Here is a 15,681-nt window from a genome sequence, read left to right as displayed (position 1 = left end):
GTTGCGCGGCGCGCGCAGTGCGGTAAGACAAGGGTCGGGCAACAAAGGGAACCCAGTTTGAGCCTCCGCACGAAAATCGCCGACAGCGAAGCTTTGTTGAATTGGACTGCGCGGCGGATCGCCAGTTACATCCGGATGGTCAACCGCAACACGCGTTGGCAGCGCATCGGGTATGACGCGCTGGATCAACTGGCCGAACAGGGTGAGCCGGTCATCGTCGTGCTTTGGCACCAGAGATTAGCCCAATCGCCCTATTTTTTCCCGCTCGACAAAGGCGAAATCTGTTCAATCACATCCTCGGCACGCGCGGGCAGTATGGTTGGACGCGTGCAGAAACTGTTTGGCATGGACACGATTGCCATGACCAGTAAGAACGCGAACAATATCGCGGTGTCGCGCGAAGTGATCGGCAAGATCAAACGGGGCATTTCCATTGGAATCGCAGCCGATGGCCCACGGGGTCCGGAACGGGTGTTGTCGACCGTGCCTTTGGTCTGGGCGCGCACCTCGGGCAAGCGGGTTTTTGGCATTACCTTTTCCGCCAAACATGGTCGTGAGGCAGGCACCTGGGACCGCCTTCTGATGCCGCGCCCCTGGCGCAATGAGGGCGTGTTTCTGTGCCGCGAGTGGACCGAAACGGTGCCGCGCAAGGCCAGCGAAGAAGAGATTGAGGCGCTGCGGCTCAGCCTTGAGCAACACATGAACGACATCACGGCAGAGGCCGACCGGATGGTCGGGCGCGAACCGTGGTCGCCCGAGGCCTAACCGCCCCTTAAGCGTTGCATCAGGTAGATTTCGCTGCCTTCGGGGATGGGTTCGGTTAGCCCCGTGGCAATGACGCGCCCGTCGACAGCAATAGAAACGCCTGCATCAATCGGGGCCTGCAACTGAGGGTATGTATCGACCAAAGCTTGCAGAAGCTCTCCGGTGGTCTTGGCCTCAACCTCTACCACCTGTCGGCCCCCGGTCAGTGACCGGAGGCCGGACCAAAGATGGACCTCAACCATTGTCCTTAAGCGCCGCCAGAATGCGCGGCGGAGACATTGGCAATTGCTTCATCCGAACACCAGCCGCGTTTGACACCGCGTTGGCGATGGCCGCTAGGGGCGGAACGATGCCGGTTTCACCCACACCACGCACTCCAAACGGGTGGCCGGGGTTGGGCACTTCGACAATCACCGTGTCGATCATCGGCAGGTCGCTGGCCACCGGGATGCGATAGTCGAGGAAGATCGAGTTCTGCAACCGGCCATCCTCGCCATAGATATATTCCTCGTTCAGCGCCCAGCCGATGCCTTGCGCGGCGCCGCCCTGATATTGACCTTCCACATAGGTCGGGTGGATCGCCTTACCGGCGTCCTGAATGACCGTGTAGCGAGTGATCGATGTTTTTCCGGTTTCCGGGTCGACCTCGGCATCGACGATGTGAGTACCAAAGGAGACACCCGCACCTTCCGGAGTTGCCTCGAAATGGCCCGAGATCGGGCCGCCGGTGCGCCCCATATCCGCCGTGATGTCGGACAGGGCCAGCGGGTCGAAATCGCCTGCGTTGGGGCCTGAGGGCACAGCGCAGCCGTCCTCCCATTTCACCGCCTCAACCGGGATACCCCACTTGGCCGCAGCACGTTCGCAGAGCTTTTCAACCGCGTGTTTGGCCGCTTTTATAGTCGCCAGACCCGACGCGTAGGTCACGCGCGAGCCGTGGCTGACGTCGTTGTAGCCTAGCGTCGCGGTGTCTGCGATGGTCACGCGAATGTTTTCATAGGGAATACCCAAAACCTCAGCCGCCATCAGCGCCATCGACGCGCGTGAGCCACCGATATCGGGCGTTCCCACCATCAACTGGGCCGAGCCATCCTCGGACAGTGCGAGCGACACCGAAGTTTCACCGCCATGGTTGAACCAGAAGCCACAGGAAATCCCGCGCCCCTGCCCCGGCTTCAGCGGGGCCGAATAGTGCGGGTGCGCCTTTGCGGCCTCAAGCGTTTCGACCAGACCAATGCGTTCGTAGGTCGGACCGTAGCTGGCCTTGGTCCCCTCGTGGGCGGCGTTCTTTAGACGCACATCGACGGGGTCGAGACCAAGCTTGTTACACAGTTCATCAATGACTGATTCGACGGCAAAAGCCCCCATCGGGGCGCCTGGTGCGCGATAGGCCGCCTGTTTCGGGCGGTTGGCCATCACGTCATATCCGATCTGTTTGACGTTGGTCAGATTGTAAGGGGCAAAGGCGCACATGGCGGTCATATCACCGGGCGCGCCGGGGAAAGCCCCACCTTGCAGGCGGAATACGCCCCGCGCAGCCGAAATTGTGCCGTCCTTCTTCATCCCAATCTTGATATCCATAGACGCTGAGGCCGTTGGTCCCGTTGCGCGGAACACCTCGGATCGGGTCATCACGATCTTAACCGGACGGTTTGCCTTGCGGCTCAGTGCGAGCGAGACAGGTTCAATGAAGACGGTGGTCTTACCACCAAAGCCGCCGCCGATTTCGGATGCGGTGACACGCAGTTGGGAGGTCTCAATCCCCAGCAGAGCCGCACAAGTTTTCTGAGCGATCCAATGGCCTTGCGTTGTGCACCACAACTCACCTTTGTCATCATTGCCCAGCATGCCCAGACAGGCGTGCGGTTCGATATAGCCCTGATGGGTGGCCTCGGTGACAAAGCTGTCTTCGATGACCAGATCAGCCTCGGCAAAACCCGCTTCGACATCTCCATGGCCGCTCTCGTGGTAGCGTACAACGTTGGGATGCATCCCCTCGGGTACTGAATAGTCCGCCGCCCCTTCACGAATGACGGGCGCGTCCGGTGCCATCGCCTTGTCCACATCGGTGACATGGGGCAGGACCTCGTATTCGACCTCGATCAGTTTCAACGCATCGCGCGCCGCGAGGGCAGAGGTCGCCGCGACAGCTGCCACCGCGTGACCATCATAGAGCGCCTTTTCGCCCGCCATAACGTTTTCCAGTACGTTCCAGAATTCGCCTTCCAGACCGGGCTTGAACGGGACATCGGCGAAATCGGCGCGGGTGATGACGGCTTTGACGTCCTTATGCGCTTGGGCTTTGGATGCATCGATCTTGATGATCCGCGCATGGGCATGGGGCGAACGCAGGATAGCGCCGTGCAGCATGCCGGGCGCGGTGATATCCGCACCAAATTTGGCGCGGCCTGTCACCTTATCCAGACCGTCCGGGCGATCTGGGCGGGTGCCAACAAAAGTGAAATCAGTTTTGCGATCGTCCAGAGCCATTATGACGCCTCCCGCATCTCAGCCGCCGTGTCCATCACAGCGCGAATGATTTTGTCATAGCCCGTGCAGCGGCAGAGGTTTCCTGCCAGCCAGTACCGGGTTTCCTCTTCGGTCGGGTTGGGGTTCTTTTCCAGCAGCGATTTGGCCGCGACCAGAATGCCCGGAGTGCAGATGCCGCATTGCAGGGCGGCGTATTCGATCATCTTTTTCTGCAACGGGTGCAGAACATCCCCGTCCGCGATGCCTTCGACCGTCTCGATCTGTTTGCCTTCAGCTTCGACACCCAGCATCAGGCAAGAACACACCAGACGGCCATCGACCGTGACGGAGCACGCACCACAATCGCCGGTGCCGCAGCCTTCTTTCGCGCCGGTCAGGTTCAGCTTGTCGCGCAGACAATCCAGCAGGGTTTCGCGCGGATCGCACAGATAATCGACTGCGTCCCCGTTCACGGTGGTGGATACGTGGAGCTTGCTCATACGTTTTCTCCCTTCGCGCGGGCATAGGCGATTTTTGCGGCGCGTTTGGCCAGCACTCCGGCCACTTCGGTGCGGAAGGCGATGGTGCCGCGTTTGTCATCGATCGGGTTGCAGGCTGCCGAGGCCGCAGTGGCCAGCGCATCCAGTGCGGCGTCATCCAGCGTTGAGCCGATGATGGCCTTGGCACAGTCTTCGACCAGCAGGACGGTCGGGGCCACAGCGCCCAACGACACGCGCGCCTCGGTGATGGTATCGCCGTCCAGCCGCAGGCTGACGCCGACGCCGACGACGGCAATGTCCATCTCGGTCCGTGGGATAAAGCGCAGATAGGCGTCGCCGCCGTTTTCGCCGCGGGCAGGAATGTTGACGGCCGAGATCACCTCGCCCTTGGCCAAGGCGGTCTTGCCGGGGCCTGTCGGGATATCTTCGACCGCGACCGTCCGATCCCCGTCGGGGCCGGTTACGGTGACGGTCACACCCGCCGCAATCATCGCAGGCACCGAATCCGCTGCCGGAGAGCCATTGCACAGGTTGCCTGTCAGCGTTGCGCGCCCCTGCACCTGAGTCGATCCGATCAAGTCCATCGCCTCGACCACACCGGGCCAATCACGTCCAAGCTCGGGATGCTCGCTCATCTCGGCACCCGTGGTAGCAACGCCAAGGGTCCAACTGCCATCAGCGTTGCGGGTGATGTCGTGTACACCGTTGATTTTCTTTATGTCGATCAGCGTATCGGGCGTCACCAGTTCCGAGCGCAGCTGCACCAGGACATCGGTGCCGCCCGCCAGAAACCGTGTGATGCCCGTCGCTTTTGCGGCCAGAGCCGAAGCTTCGGCAAAGCTGGCAGGGCTGTGATAATCCATGATTTTACCTCGCGCCTGTGGGTCAGGATTCACTGGGGTTCGGATGGACGTTAGTTCAGCCATCCTCCGGCGTCCATGGCCCGCACGACCTATTTTGATGTCAAATCATGTCGCTTTCAGACCGTAGTCAAAGGTCGATCTCGATCACGCCGTCCGGATCTGCCGCGCGGCTTTGGCACAGGATCATCGCGTTTTCGCGTTGTTTCGCTGACAGAACGAAATCACGGTGGTCAACTTCGCCCGCCAGAACACCGCATTTGCAAACCCCGCAAATCCCGTCCGAACACTTCACATCCACGTGAAAGCCGGCTTCATTCAGGACCTGAGCCGCATCCTTGTCTGAGGGGACAGACAAAACCTGACCCGAACGCGCAAGCTTGAGGTGAAAGGGGTGATTTTCATATTCAGGCACTTCCGGAGCCGAGAAATACTCCAGATGCCGTGCGTCATCAGGGAAACCTTGTCGAGCGGCCGCTTGCATCACCCCGTCCATGTAGCGATCCGGACCACAGGTATAGACGTGCCATCCCTCGTGATAGTCCGAAAGGATAGCATCCAGATCGGCACGGGTTCCTTCGTCAGAGAAATGATAGTGAACGCGATCTGCCCAAGGGGCAGCGGCCAGGTCTTCAATGTAACCGGCACTGTCGCGTGCGCTGGCAGAGTAGTGCAACTCGAACGCACGACCCAGCGCATGCAGACGGTGAGCAAAGGCAATCATCGGCGTGATCCCGATGCCGCCACCCATCAGGAAGGTCTTGGTCGCGGTCTCGTCCAGTTCGAAATGATTGATCGGATTTGAGATGAAAACCTTGCGCCCTTCGTTGAAGATCCGGTGCAACAGGGCGGACCCGCCGCGCCCCTCATCCTCGCGCAGCACGCCGATCTGATAGGTTGCCCGATCCGATGGATTACCCGACATCGAGTATTGCCTCAGGAATTCGGGCGCGACCAGCACGTCCAGATGTGCGCCCGCTGTCCATCCCGGCAGGGGCGCACCGTCCAGCGATGCAAACTCGTATTTCGTGACATCCGCTGTCATCTTTTCGACCTTGGTCACGGCAACCCGCATCACAGGTGCGTGGCCAGCGATCTGATAGCGATGTACAACAGAGAGATCCCCTGCAACCTTGCGGGATTTGTATTCGCCCGCCGAAACCATCGCCTGATACGCGGCGATCCCGGCCTCTCGGTCCATTGCAAAGGGATAAGGCCACGGGTGTGGGGCCAGATTGGCGGGGTACACCGCCAAAGTCTGATCCTCGTACTTTAGGTCAAGGTCCCGTTGCAGATCACGCCGGTTGAGTGGATGGGTTGAGGGTCGATAGGACCCATCGCCCTGCAATTCGATGTCCCACCACCATTTCTTGGTGTCATTCAGCCCGCCATTTCCAACTGCGTCATCCAGTCTGGCCAATGCGGGGGCCGCTTGCGGAATGTTCATCGCAGCCCAGCGAAAGGGGCGTTCCTTGAAGATGCCTTCTAGGTTCCAGGGGCAGGTTTTCATACAGCGTCCGCACATTGATCCGCCGGGTGTGGTGATCCGGTAGGTCGCACATTTCTGGCTGTCGGACTTCCAGATTTCATAGCCGTTGAACATCAGCTTGGGTCCAGCCGTGATCGCGCCCGAGGGGCATTCGCGCGCGCATTTGTTGCAGGACTCGCAAAAGGACTGCAGGCCAAAATCGATGGGCTTGTCGTGATCAACCGGCATATCGGTCGTCACCACACCTGATTTCAGACGTGGGCCCAGATAGGGGTTCAGAATGACCTCTCCAATGCGGCTGACCTCACCCAATCCCGACAGCAGCAGCAATGGCGGTTGCAGCACTTCGCCATCCATCACCGTATGCGCTTTGGCCTTGTAGCCCATGTTCCTGATCTGCTGCGCGATCACCCCGCCAAGCAGTGAAAACCGCAGATAGGCCCGCATAGATTGTGCGACGCTGATCCAGTCATCGCCGCTTGCGCCTTCCATCGTTTCATAGCCCTGGTCGATGATCATGCTGACGGCCTGATCATGGGGCGGTACGATTTCTTCTCCTGTCGCGTCGTGGGAATACCAGCTCCAGTCCGGGCATCGGCTGAGGCCAACCGCATCGACGCCCAGAAAGTAACTTGTCGCCTTGATGTTGGCGGCGTTGCGTGCGGCGTCCGAGGGTTTGGGCACGTCCGCACTCTCGCCATCCTGCAAAAGTACAAACGCACCAAGAGCCCGACGTTGAGCAAAACTCGGGGCGGATTTGCGCACGTAATATCCACCCTTTGCGGCATCTTGCAGATGTTTGCCCATATCCCCGAACTGGGCGCGGGCGAACATGTCCGCGCGTTTGGGGACGCGGGCGACATTTTCTTCGTCGATATAGGTGGTCGGCGTTTCGACCCGTTTCAGCGTCTCAAACGGATGAGCGCCGTCCACATAGCGCCGTTTGGCATAAGGATCGCGGTTCAGAGCGTTTTTGGCGAACCCAGCCCCCAGCCACCAGGCGGGGCCTTGAGTGTGGAACCAGGGTTGTTCTGCCATCGGGGCCAAGGGTAGATCATGGGCAATCTCCATCTCGGTCGTAACCGCAGCCAGACCAAAACGCCGCCCCAGCCACGGGGCCACCAGTACCGAGTTTTCAAGCGTCGCCAATCCTGCGGCTACTGCCAGCTTGCGCAAATCAACCTCAGACGACATGGCTGAATGTGCCCGTGCATCAAAGCCAAGCAATCGGATGTAGTTCGCAATAACGGTCGCGTTTTCAGTCGCCAGAAGGCAAGCACGGTGGTCCTGTGCATCCATGATCCAATCCGCACCGGGTTCATCCGGCTCAGGATCGCGGTTGTATTCGTACAGAAAGACGATGGCGTGACGATGGCTACCTATCGGACCGGGTGTTGCTTCGACGCTTTCCTTCAGATCCGCCATGATCACATCAATGCCCGAGGCAAGCGTCTTTGTCTGACGACTGCGCAGAGCTTGCGCCAACCGGTGGATATCCGGGTTACGGCGGGGCTGTTCCAAGAAAGCGTCGCGCGGCAGAGGCCCGCACCCCAACATCGACGCGTCATTAAAATATCCAAACGCTTTCAGATGGTTCGCGCGGATCATGGGATCAGCTGGGATATCCGATATAGTCGGGTTCACCAGACCATCGCGGATCGTGTCCAGCATCGCCTGAAACTCACCCATCGCATTGACGATGCTTTCGGGCTGTTCATTCCGGTGAAAGCTCAGTAGCGGCATTTCGGGCAGCGCCGACAGGTCCGGCATGGCGCTTTGGCGCGCCAGACGTTCCAACGGATATGGACCCAAATGCACCGGTCGGTTTTTATCCGAGAAAAAGCGAATGCCCATTGAGCCTCCTTGCCTGAGAAGTGTCTAGCGCCCGGTGGACAGCAAATCCATTCATGCCTAATCATATATCATATGAAGAAAATCGATTTTTCTGATCTTGATGGTAAGGTTCTCCGCGCGTTTCTGACGATCCTCGAGGAGAGTTCCGTCTCGAAAGCTGCCGACCGATTGGGCGTAACCCAATCCGCGATCAGCCACACATTGGGCAAGCTACGCCATGTGCTTGGTGACCCGCTCTTTGTGCGATCGGGACAGGGGCTGACGCCGACAGAACGCGCTTTGTCACTGAAAGAACCGGTACAGACCGTCCTCGACGGCATGCGTGCGCTGACCGATGAACGCCCATTTGATCCTCAGTCAGAAGAGATCGAGATTTCCATCGCAACCAATGATCTGCCGCGCGAGTTGATCTTTCCCGACCTCCTGCGCGAAACCCGCACCGAGGGGGTTCAGCTAAGGATCGACTTCATCGCGTCAGGCGTGCCAGACCCAGACGTGCTGCGCAGTGACAGGTGCCAATTGATGCTGACCCCGCTGCCCCCGGACGGGCCGGATATTCTGCAGAAACGCCTGCTGCACAGCCCTTTGATGGTATTTTTTGATAAAACCCAGCGCGATGCGCCCGACAGTTGGGAAGGCTACTGCGAAAGCGACCATATCGAAGTGCGATTCCCCGATGGCCGCAGCGCGCGCGCCGTGATGCGTGGGGTCGACCAGAACCAAATCCGACCACCCGTCGTGACCCTGCCCCATTTCAACGCCATTCCCTCATTCGTAAAGGGCAGCCCCCTGATATCGACCGATACGGCCTTGATGAAACAAGGCCCACTATCCGAGCTGGACTGCGCGCCCCTACCCTTTGAGTGCGAACCTGTGTCGATCTACATGGTTTGGCATCAACGGATGGCCAACGACCCTGCCCATCGTTGGCTGCGCAAAAGGATTGAAGAGATCGCGGCTCGGCTGCGAAGCTAACTGTCAATCAACCAGTTAAAACCGCGCTTTAACTAGATGCGTCAGTGCAGCACCCGTTTCAAAATAGACCCGTCGCAGGCGAGGCCATCGCTCTTGGTGCTCGCGTACCACTGGAACAGGCAGGCAAGAAGGATCACCCTTCAGAAGGCTTTGCGCCATCAGACGTCCAAACACTGTACCGGGTCCGATGCCCCGACCAGAAAACCCATGCGCCGACAAGGCATTGGGGCCAATTTGAGTGATCTTCGGGATATGGTCAGACGTCATGGCAATGCGACCATGCCACCCTTCGACAAGGGGCTGATCTGAGAGTTGCGGATATATCTGATCCAGTTTTCGTCTTACCCAGGCCGAGTGTATTCCGCGCCCGGCATGACTCAAATCACCCATGCCACCGATGATCATCCGCCCGTCGCCATCCAGACGGAGCGATGTCATGATCAGACCCGTATCCCAGCATCCCTCACCAGATGGTAAAATGCTGGCGCGCAGATTGTGTGACAGGGGGGCGGTCGCATACTGGAAGTAATAGACAGGGACATAGTCAGGTGCAGTTTCTTCAGAGCCCTGATGATACGCATTGGTGGCCTGAATGACAGCCCGCGCCCGCACACTTCCCTGAGGTGTCTCAAGCAACCATTCCTTGCCTTCGCGGCGCAGGCTTCGGACCGGAGTTTCCGTATAGATGTGCGCTCCTGACTCTGCAGCCGACCGCGACAGGCCCATGACATATGCCATCGGCTGGATGGTTCCCGCTCGCGGATCATATAGCGCTCCGTGGAACGCACTGCTGCCGGTTCTTTGTGATGCATCCTGCGCCGTTATCAACTCAACTGGCGCACCGCTGGCAACCAACTGCGCATGTCGTTTCTGCAGATCGCGGCGCCCTGCTCCGGAATGCGCACAGTGAAGCGTGCCCTGCCGTACCGGTTCACAATCGATCCCATTTTGATCTATTAGATCGAAGACATCCGCAGGTGCCTGCGCCAACAGATCGATCAGCCGGTCACCGGTTTCCTGTCCCAGATGATTGCGGATATCGTCAGGCGGTAGCCAAAGGCCTGCATTGACCAGCCCCACATTTCGCCCAGAGCCGCCATGCCCGATGCTCTTTGCTTCGAGCAGACAAACAGACGCACCCTGCTGCGCCGCATATAAGGCCGCCGAACAGCCCGTATAGCCACCTCCTACGATCGCAAGGTCCACACTTATGCCAGACAACAGCGGTGCCGCCGTGACAGTTTCACGGCAGGTGGTTCGCCAAAGAGGTTCATCGGGATTAGTCATGGCGCGCTTTCAATCATTCTGCGCAGCCTTAGCGCGTCCATGCGACTGTTACCAATCAAAGATCAAACCTGATCGAAAATCTGCGCGGTCTTCGACCTTTCGTCCTGCGGACGGCAAGGGCCGGGCCAGCGCGGGCACTGCCCGCGCCGGCCCGGCCCAACCATCACAGTCGTTTCGCCAGAAACGGCGAAGATGGGCGGGAGCCTTCCCTACACATCCAAAGACCGTGCAATGAGCTCCTTCATGACCTCATTGGTGCCGCCATAGATCATTTGCACACGCGCATCGGCATAGAGACGCGCAATCGGGTACTCCATCATGAAGCCATAGCCGCCAAACAACTGCAGGCATTCGTGCATGATCTCGTTCTGTACTTCAGAGCCCCAATATTTGACCATCGAAGCGGTGGCAGCGTCTAATTCACCAGCTTCCAGCTTGGCAACACAATCGTTTACAAAACTGCGCAGCACTTCGGCCTTGGTCTTACACTCTGCCAGCTTGAAACGCGTGTTCTGGAAATCCATAACACGCTGCCCAAAGGCTTTGCGCTCTTGCACATATTTCACCGTTTCGGCGATGGCGAAGTCGATCGCACCCAAGGCCATCAAACCAATCGTCAGCCGCTCCCACGGCAACTGCTTCATAAGCTGATAGAACCCCTGACCTTCTTCCGCACCCAGCAGATTGGTCATTGGAACCTTGACGTCTTCAAAGAACAGCTCGGCGGTATCGTTGCCCTTCATGCCAAGTTTCTTGAGGTTCCGACCGCGGCGGAACCCTTCGGCCCCTTCGGTCTCAACCGCGATCAGAGAAACACCTTTGGCGCCCAGAGATTTATCCGTCTTCGCCGCAACGATCACCAGATCCGCCGACTGACCATTGGTGATAAAGATTTTTGAGCCATTGAGCTTGTAGGAATTGCCGTCCTTCTCTGCCAACGTCCGCACGGCCTGAACATCAGATCCGGTGCTGGGTTCTGTCATAGCCAAAGCCCCAACCATCTCACCCGAAGCCAGTTTAGGCAGCCACTTCTGTTTCTGGTCTTCGCTGCCATAGGCCGTGATGTAATGCGTCACAATGGATTGGATGCCATAGCCCCAACCCGCATCACCCCTTGCGGTTTGTTCATAGATGGTAACGGCATCAAACCCCATACCACCGCCAACGCCACCATATTCCTCGGGGATTGCACCAGCCATCAGGCCCGCTTGCCCTGCTTTGTGCCAGAACGCGCGATCTACCACGCCATTGTCGACCCAGGTTTCGATATTGGGAACAAGTTCATCGTCCATGAAACGGCCTGCCATATCGGCAAACATGCGGTGTTCGTCAGTGACCCATGCGGCGGATGAGGAAAAAAGCGACATCTTAAGCTCTCCGATAAGTGGTTATCCAAAGGCTACAGGTCTGCGTGCGTCCCGCCAATCCATGTGACGCGGCGTTTCTGGCGGTTTCAACGTTGCGTTCTTGCAGAAACCAAGCGGGAACGCGTCGTGTTTACAAAGAAATACCACGCGCCTCTTGACCTTCCTGTCACTGGAACCCCCATCTAGGCATTAGCGTAGGATTAGAATGAGTCGGATGGCGGACGCTCAACAGTTAAAGATCAAAATATCTGGAATGAACTGCGCCTCCTGCGTTGCGCGGGTCGAAGCGGTGTTGTCTGGCACCGAGGGTGTCGAAGCCGCGACGGTCAATTTCGCAACACAGTCGGCGCAGTTGACCGGCAACACAGCTATGTCTGTATTGAGTGACGCATTGGAACAGGCCGGGTATCCTGCGGTCCTCGCAGACAGCGTTCTTAAAATTGACGGCATGAATTGCGCGTCATGTGTTTCTAAAATCGAACGGTCGCTGGCCAAAGCGTCGGGCGTTGTCCGCGCCGATGTCAATCTGGCCAACCAGACAGCGCATGTAACCTATGCCGAGGGAAGCACTACGCCCGCCATTCTTGCAGGGATCGTTACCGATATAGGCTATCCCGCACAGGCGAACACGCCGTCAGAGGCGAATATCAGTTCGAACACCAATGAGGCGACCGACCTGCGCGGTGCGACGCTTCTTGCGGCAGTCCTAGCCCTACCGGTGTTTATCCTTGAGATGGGTGGTCACTTGGTCCCCGCCTTTCATCATTGGGTTCACGGAACCATCGGGGTACAGACCAGCCAGCTAATTCAGTTTGCACTAACCTCTGCCCTGCTGATCGGACCGGGGCGCATATTCTATCAAAAGGGTATTCCAGCGCTGCTGCGCGGCGCGCCAGACATGAATGCCTTGGTCGCGTTAGGAACGGGTGCCGCCTATTTGTATTCGGTCACAGCCGTTTTTGCGCCTGATTTGTTGCCTCAAGGATCAGCCAATATCTATTTCGAGTCCGCCGCCGTGATCGTGGTTTTGATCCTTCTGGGTCGCTGGCTCGAGGCGCGGGCAAAAGGCAAAACTGGCGCGGCAATTCGCAGGCTGGTCGGGTTGCAGCCCAAAACCGCTCGGGTCGAGGTCGAGGGCGAGACCCAAGACCTCCCAATTGCTGAGATAGCCGCCGGTGATATCCTGCATATCCGTCCCGGAGAGCGCATTCCGGTCGACGGGCAGATACTGGAAGGCAGCACCTATGTCGACGAAAGCATGATCACGGGCGAGCCCACCCCTGTAGGCAAAACTGCCGGTGATCGGGTCGTTGGAGGAACCGTCAACGGAACCGGAGCATTGAGGATTGAGTCCACACATGTGGGGGCTGACACCGTATTGGCGCAGGTCATTCGAATGGTAGAACAGGCGCAGGGAGCCAAACTGCCAATTCAGGGTTTGGTCGACCAAATCACCTATCGGTTTGTTCCTGCAGTTATGGTCGTTGCGCTACTGACGGTGACTACATGGCTGTTGTTCGGCCCGGCACCTTCCTTATCGCACGCTCTAGTCGCGGGGGTTTCAGTTCTAATCATCGCCTGCCCCTGCGCCATGGGTCTGGCCACGCCCACCTCGATCATGGTGGGAACGGGCCGCGCGGCTGAACTGGGCGTGCTGTTCCGCAAAGGCGACGCCTTGCAGCAGTTGCAGCAGGCAAAGGTGATTGCTTTGGACAAAACCGGGACGCTGACCCTTGGACGTCCCGAATTGGACAGCGTGACCCCCGTCAATGGATTTGCCTCGGCTGATGTTCTGCGGATTGCTGCTGCTTTGGAGGCGCGGTCTGAACACCCTATTGCAACAGCAATCACCCGCGCCGGCCCCGCCAATTTGCCTGAGGCCTCAGAGGTTCAGTCGCTCACCGGCCTTGGCCTGCAAGGGCGGGTCGAAGGTCAATCTGTTTCAGTTGGCTCGCAGTCGCTCATGGAACAGTTGGGAGTTTCGATCAGTGAACTGAAATCCGAAGCCGACGTCCGCGCTGCCGGAGGCGCGACACCCTTGTTCGTGGCAATCGAAGGACAGTTGGCGGCGGCAGTCTATGTCTCGGATCCGGTCAAACCCGGCACACCAGAGGCACTGGCACGGTTGCGCGAAACAGGCGCAGTTTTGGCCATGGTGACTGGGGATAACGCGCGTACGGCTCAAGCGCTGGCGGATCGTTTGAGCATCGATCACGTCACGGCGGAGGTTCTGCCCGACGGAAAACGAGACGCAATTGAAGAGTTGCGCGATAAGTTTGGCACGGTGGCTTTTGTCGGCGATGGTATCAACGATGCCCCCGCCCTCGCAGCCGCGGACATCGGCCTGGCGATTGGAACCGGTACGGATGTGGCAATCGAAACCGCTGATGTGGTCCTGATGTCTGGCGATCTGCGCGGAGTTGCGAACGCGGTCGAAATCAGCCGCCAGACATTGCGCAATATACGCCAGAATCTGGGCTGGGCCTTCGGGTATAACATTCTGCTGATCCCTGTCGCTGCGGGTGTCCTCTACCCCTTTGGGGGGCCTCTACTGTCACCGGCATTGGCCGCCGGGGCCATGGCTCTGTCGAGCGTATTTGTCGTTTCCAACGCCTTGCGCCTGCGCCGGGTCAGGGCTGATCTACCCCATGTCAGGACCCACACATCGAAAGAGGCAACCGCATGAATATTGGAGATGTCGCCACCCGCACAGGTCTGCCGGCGAAGACCATCCGTTATTACGAAGAGATCGATCTGATCAAACCGCTGCGCGACGACAATGGCTATCGTGTTTTTCGCGCGCAGGATTTGCATAAGCTGAATTTCCTCGGACGCGCCCGCGCATTGGGTTTCACGATTGAGGATTGCCGGACCCTGCTTGCCTTGTATGAGGACGAAACCCGCGCGAGCGCAGATGTGAAACACGTAGCCCGAGATCATCTGGCGCAGATCGATGCAAAAATCGCGGATCTGAAAGCGATGCGGGATACGCTTGGCCATCTGATCGATGCATGTGCCGGGGATGATCGACCTGATTGTCCGATTTTACAGGATCTTGGCGGTAGGTCCTGACGCGGGGTTGCCCTTTGGGCGCAGCTTTGCTTTGTCTCTGCCCAACCGGTCTTGCCTGCGGAACGTCGCCGGCCTCCAGGCCCGATATCAGAGAGGTTTTTCAAAATGGCAAAAGTCGCTTTTCTAGGCCTGGGCGTCATGGGATACCCCATGGCGGGGCATTTGCAGGCTGCCGGTCATGACGTAACCGTCTACAATCGCACCGCTACAAAGGCCCAAACCTGGGTGGACCAACATGGTGGGTCAATGGCGACCACTCCGCAAGCTGCCACGCAGGGGGCCGAGTTTGTCATGGCCTGTGTCGGCAATGATGATGACCTGCGCATGGTCTGCACAGGCAATGATGGCGCCTTTCACGGTATGGCCTCAGGCACGACCTTTGTCGATCACACCACAGTTTCCGCCAAAGTGACCAGCGAGTTGTATGCGGCAGGCCAAAGCAAAGGTATCGCTTTTGTAGATGCCCCAATTTCGGGCGGTCAGGCCGGTGCCGAGAATGGCGTTCTGTCCATTATGTGTGGCGGGGATCAGGCCGCCTACGAGGCTGCCGAGCCCATCATGCAGGTCTATTCGAAAATCTGCCGTCGGATAGGTGACAGTGGCGCTGGACAGATGACCAAGATGTGCAATCAAATCGCCATCGCCGGTCTGGTTCAGGGCCTCAGCGAAGCGTTGCATTTTGCCGAAAAGGCCGGGCTGGACGGCCGTTCGGTGGTCGAGGTGATCAGCCAGGGCGCGGCGGGCAGCTGGCAGATGGCCAACCGTTATGAAACCATGCTGGACGATCATTTTGATCACGGGTTCGCCGTGGATTGGATGCGTAAAGATCTGGGAATCTGCCTGAATACCGCCAATGAGACCGGGGCGTCGTTGCCTGTTACTGCTTTGGTTGATCAGTTCTATAAGGATGTGCAAAAGCTGGGCGGTGGGCGATGGGATACGTCTTCTCTTTTCAAACGTTTGCGCGCCTTGGATTGAGGTTGAAGGGGGCTGTCTGCCCCCCGCCGCGCCTGTTGGCGCGCCTCCCCCCGAAGATATTTTTG

Annotated in this window: 12 protein-coding genes; 5 read left to right on the top strand and 7 right to left on the bottom strand. The window is 58.5% G+C overall.

All coding sequences use genetic code 11. The features are described from left to right. Positions 1-57: 57 nt before the first annotated feature. On the top strand, positions 58-765 hold the full coding sequence (locus tag ACR0JE_RS08610; protein ID WP_480863890.1) for a lysophospholipid acyltransferase family protein: 708 nt from the start codon (positions 58-60) through the stop codon (positions 763-765). On the opposite strand, the gene ACR0JE_RS08605 is transcribed toward ACR0JE_RS08610, so the two are convergent. The 5 genes from ACR0JE_RS08605 to ACR0JE_RS08585 form a co-directional block, all read right to left on the bottom strand. Further along, the gene (locus ACR0JE_RS08605) at positions 762-1,007 is read right to left on the bottom strand and encodes a MoaD/ThiS family protein (RefSeq protein ID WP_480551172.1); all 246 of its coding nucleotides are present in this window, start codon (positions 1,005-1,007) and stop codon (positions 762-764) included. The genes ACR0JE_RS08610 and ACR0JE_RS08605 overlap by 4 nt on opposite strands. After that, the gene (locus ACR0JE_RS08600) at positions 1,000-3,255 is read right to left on the bottom strand and encodes a xanthine dehydrogenase family protein molybdopterin-binding subunit (protein WP_480863889.1); all 2,256 of its coding nucleotides are present in this window, start codon (positions 3,253-3,255) and stop codon (positions 1,000-1,002) included. Before ACR0JE_RS08600 ends, ACR0JE_RS08605 begins: the two co-directional genes overlap by 8 nt. Beyond that, complete coding sequence (locus ACR0JE_RS08595) at positions 3,255-3,734, bottom strand: (2Fe-2S)-binding protein (RefSeq protein ID WP_353010563.1); 480 nt, start codon at positions 3,732-3,734, stop codon at positions 3,255-3,257. The genes ACR0JE_RS08600 and ACR0JE_RS08595 overlap by 1 nt, the downstream gene beginning before the upstream one ends. Then, complete coding sequence (locus tag ACR0JE_RS08590; RefSeq protein WP_480863914.1) at positions 3,731-4,597, bottom strand: FAD binding domain-containing protein; 867 nt, start codon at positions 4,595-4,597, stop codon at positions 3,731-3,733. The genes ACR0JE_RS08595 and ACR0JE_RS08590 overlap by 4 nt, the downstream gene beginning before the upstream one ends. Before the next feature lie 127 nt (positions 4,598-4,724). Then, complete coding sequence (locus ACR0JE_RS08585) at positions 4,725-7,937, bottom strand: reductive dehalogenase (protein WP_480863888.1); 3,213 nt, start codon at positions 7,935-7,937, stop codon at positions 4,725-4,727. Positions 7,938-8,009: 72 nt separating this feature from the next. Here ACR0JE_RS08585 and ACR0JE_RS08580 point away from each other — a divergent pair, with 72 nt between their 5' ends. After that, positions 8,010-8,912, top strand: a complete 903-nt coding sequence (locus ACR0JE_RS08580; protein WP_480545031.1) for a LysR family transcriptional regulator — start codon at positions 8,010-8,012, stop codon at positions 8,910-8,912. Between the two features lie 15 nt (positions 8,913-8,927). Here ACR0JE_RS08580 and ACR0JE_RS08575 read toward each other — a convergent pair whose 3' ends face one another. Both ACR0JE_RS08575 and ACR0JE_RS08570 read right to left on the bottom strand, forming a co-directional pair. After that, the gene (locus ACR0JE_RS08575; protein ID WP_480863887.1) at positions 8,928-10,199 is read right to left on the bottom strand and encodes an NAD(P)/FAD-dependent oxidoreductase; all 1,272 of its coding nucleotides are present in this window, start codon (positions 10,197-10,199) and stop codon (positions 8,928-8,930) included. Positions 10,200-10,408: 209 nt separating this feature from the next. Continuing rightward, the gene (locus tag ACR0JE_RS08570) at positions 10,409-11,566 is read right to left on the bottom strand and encodes an acyl-CoA dehydrogenase family protein (protein WP_480863886.1); all 1,158 of its coding nucleotides are present in this window, start codon (positions 11,564-11,566) and stop codon (positions 10,409-10,411) included. Positions 11,567-11,780: 214 nt separating this feature from the next. On the opposite strand from ACR0JE_RS08570, the gene ACR0JE_RS08565 reads away from it, so the two are divergent. From ACR0JE_RS08565 to ACR0JE_RS08555, 3 genes are all read left to right on the top strand, one after another. Beyond that, entirely contained in the window at positions 11,781-14,252 is a 2,472-nt protein-coding gene (locus ACR0JE_RS08565; RefSeq protein WP_480863885.1) for a heavy metal translocating P-type ATPase, read from the top strand. Further along, complete coding sequence (gene cueR, locus ACR0JE_RS08560; protein WP_480863884.1) at positions 14,249-14,638, top strand: Cu(I)-responsive transcriptional regulator; 390 nt, start codon at positions 14,249-14,251, stop codon at positions 14,636-14,638. Before ACR0JE_RS08565 ends, cueR begins: the two co-directional genes overlap by 4 nt. Before the next feature lie 105 nt (positions 14,639-14,743). Beyond that, a complete protein-coding gene (locus ACR0JE_RS08555; protein ID WP_480863883.1) occupies positions 14,744-15,616 on the top strand; it encodes an NAD(P)-dependent oxidoreductase in 873 nt (290 codons plus the stop codon). Positions 15,617-15,681: the final 65 nt, after the last annotated feature.

It is taken from the genome of Ruegeria sp. H3 (assembly GCF_056533095.1).
This window is presented reverse-complemented; position numbering and strand designations above follow the sequence as displayed.

What these genes read in the sequence shown, in the direction of transcription:
- ACR0JE_RS08600 (WP_480863889.1), bottom strand. Translation starts at nt 3,255, where the DNA reads ATGGCTCTGGACGATCGCAAAACTGATTTCACTTTTGTTGGCACCCGC.
- cueR (WP_480863884.1), top strand. Translation starts at nt 14,249, where the DNA reads ATGAATATTGGAGATGTCGCCACCCGCACAGGTCTGCCGGCGAAGACC.
- ACR0JE_RS08590 (WP_480863914.1), bottom strand. Translation starts at nt 4,597, where the DNA reads ATGGATTATCACAGCCCTGCCAGCTTTGCCGAAGCTTCGGCTCTGGCC.
- ACR0JE_RS08555 (WP_480863883.1), top strand. Translation starts at nt 14,744, where the DNA reads ATGGCAAAAGTCGCTTTTCTAGGCCTGGGCGTCATGGGATACCCCATG.
- ACR0JE_RS08575 (WP_480863887.1), bottom strand. Translation starts at nt 10,199, where the DNA reads ATGACTAATCCCGATGAACCTCTTTGGCGAACCACCTGCCGTGAAACT.
- ACR0JE_RS08565 (WP_480863885.1), top strand. Translation starts at nt 11,781, where the DNA reads ATGGCGGACGCTCAACAGTTAAAGATCAAAATATCTGGAATGAACTGC.
- ACR0JE_RS08570 (WP_480863886.1), bottom strand. Translation starts at nt 11,566, where the DNA reads ATGTCGCTTTTTTCCTCATCCGCCGCATGGGTCACTGACGAACACCGC.
- ACR0JE_RS08585 (WP_480863888.1), bottom strand. Translation starts at nt 7,937, where the DNA reads ATGGGCATTCGCTTTTTCTCGGATAAAAACCGACCGGTGCATTTGGGT.
- ACR0JE_RS08605 (WP_480551172.1), bottom strand. Translation starts at nt 1,007, where the DNA reads ATGGTTGAGGTCCATCTTTGGTCCGGCCTCCGGTCACTGACCGGGGGC.
- ACR0JE_RS08580 (WP_480545031.1), top strand. Translation starts at nt 8,010, where the DNA reads ATGAAGAAAATCGATTTTTCTGATCTTGATGGTAAGGTTCTCCGCGCG.
- ACR0JE_RS08595 (WP_353010563.1), bottom strand. Translation starts at nt 3,734, where the DNA reads ATGAGCAAGCTCCACGTATCCACCACCGTGAACGGGGACGCAGTCGAT.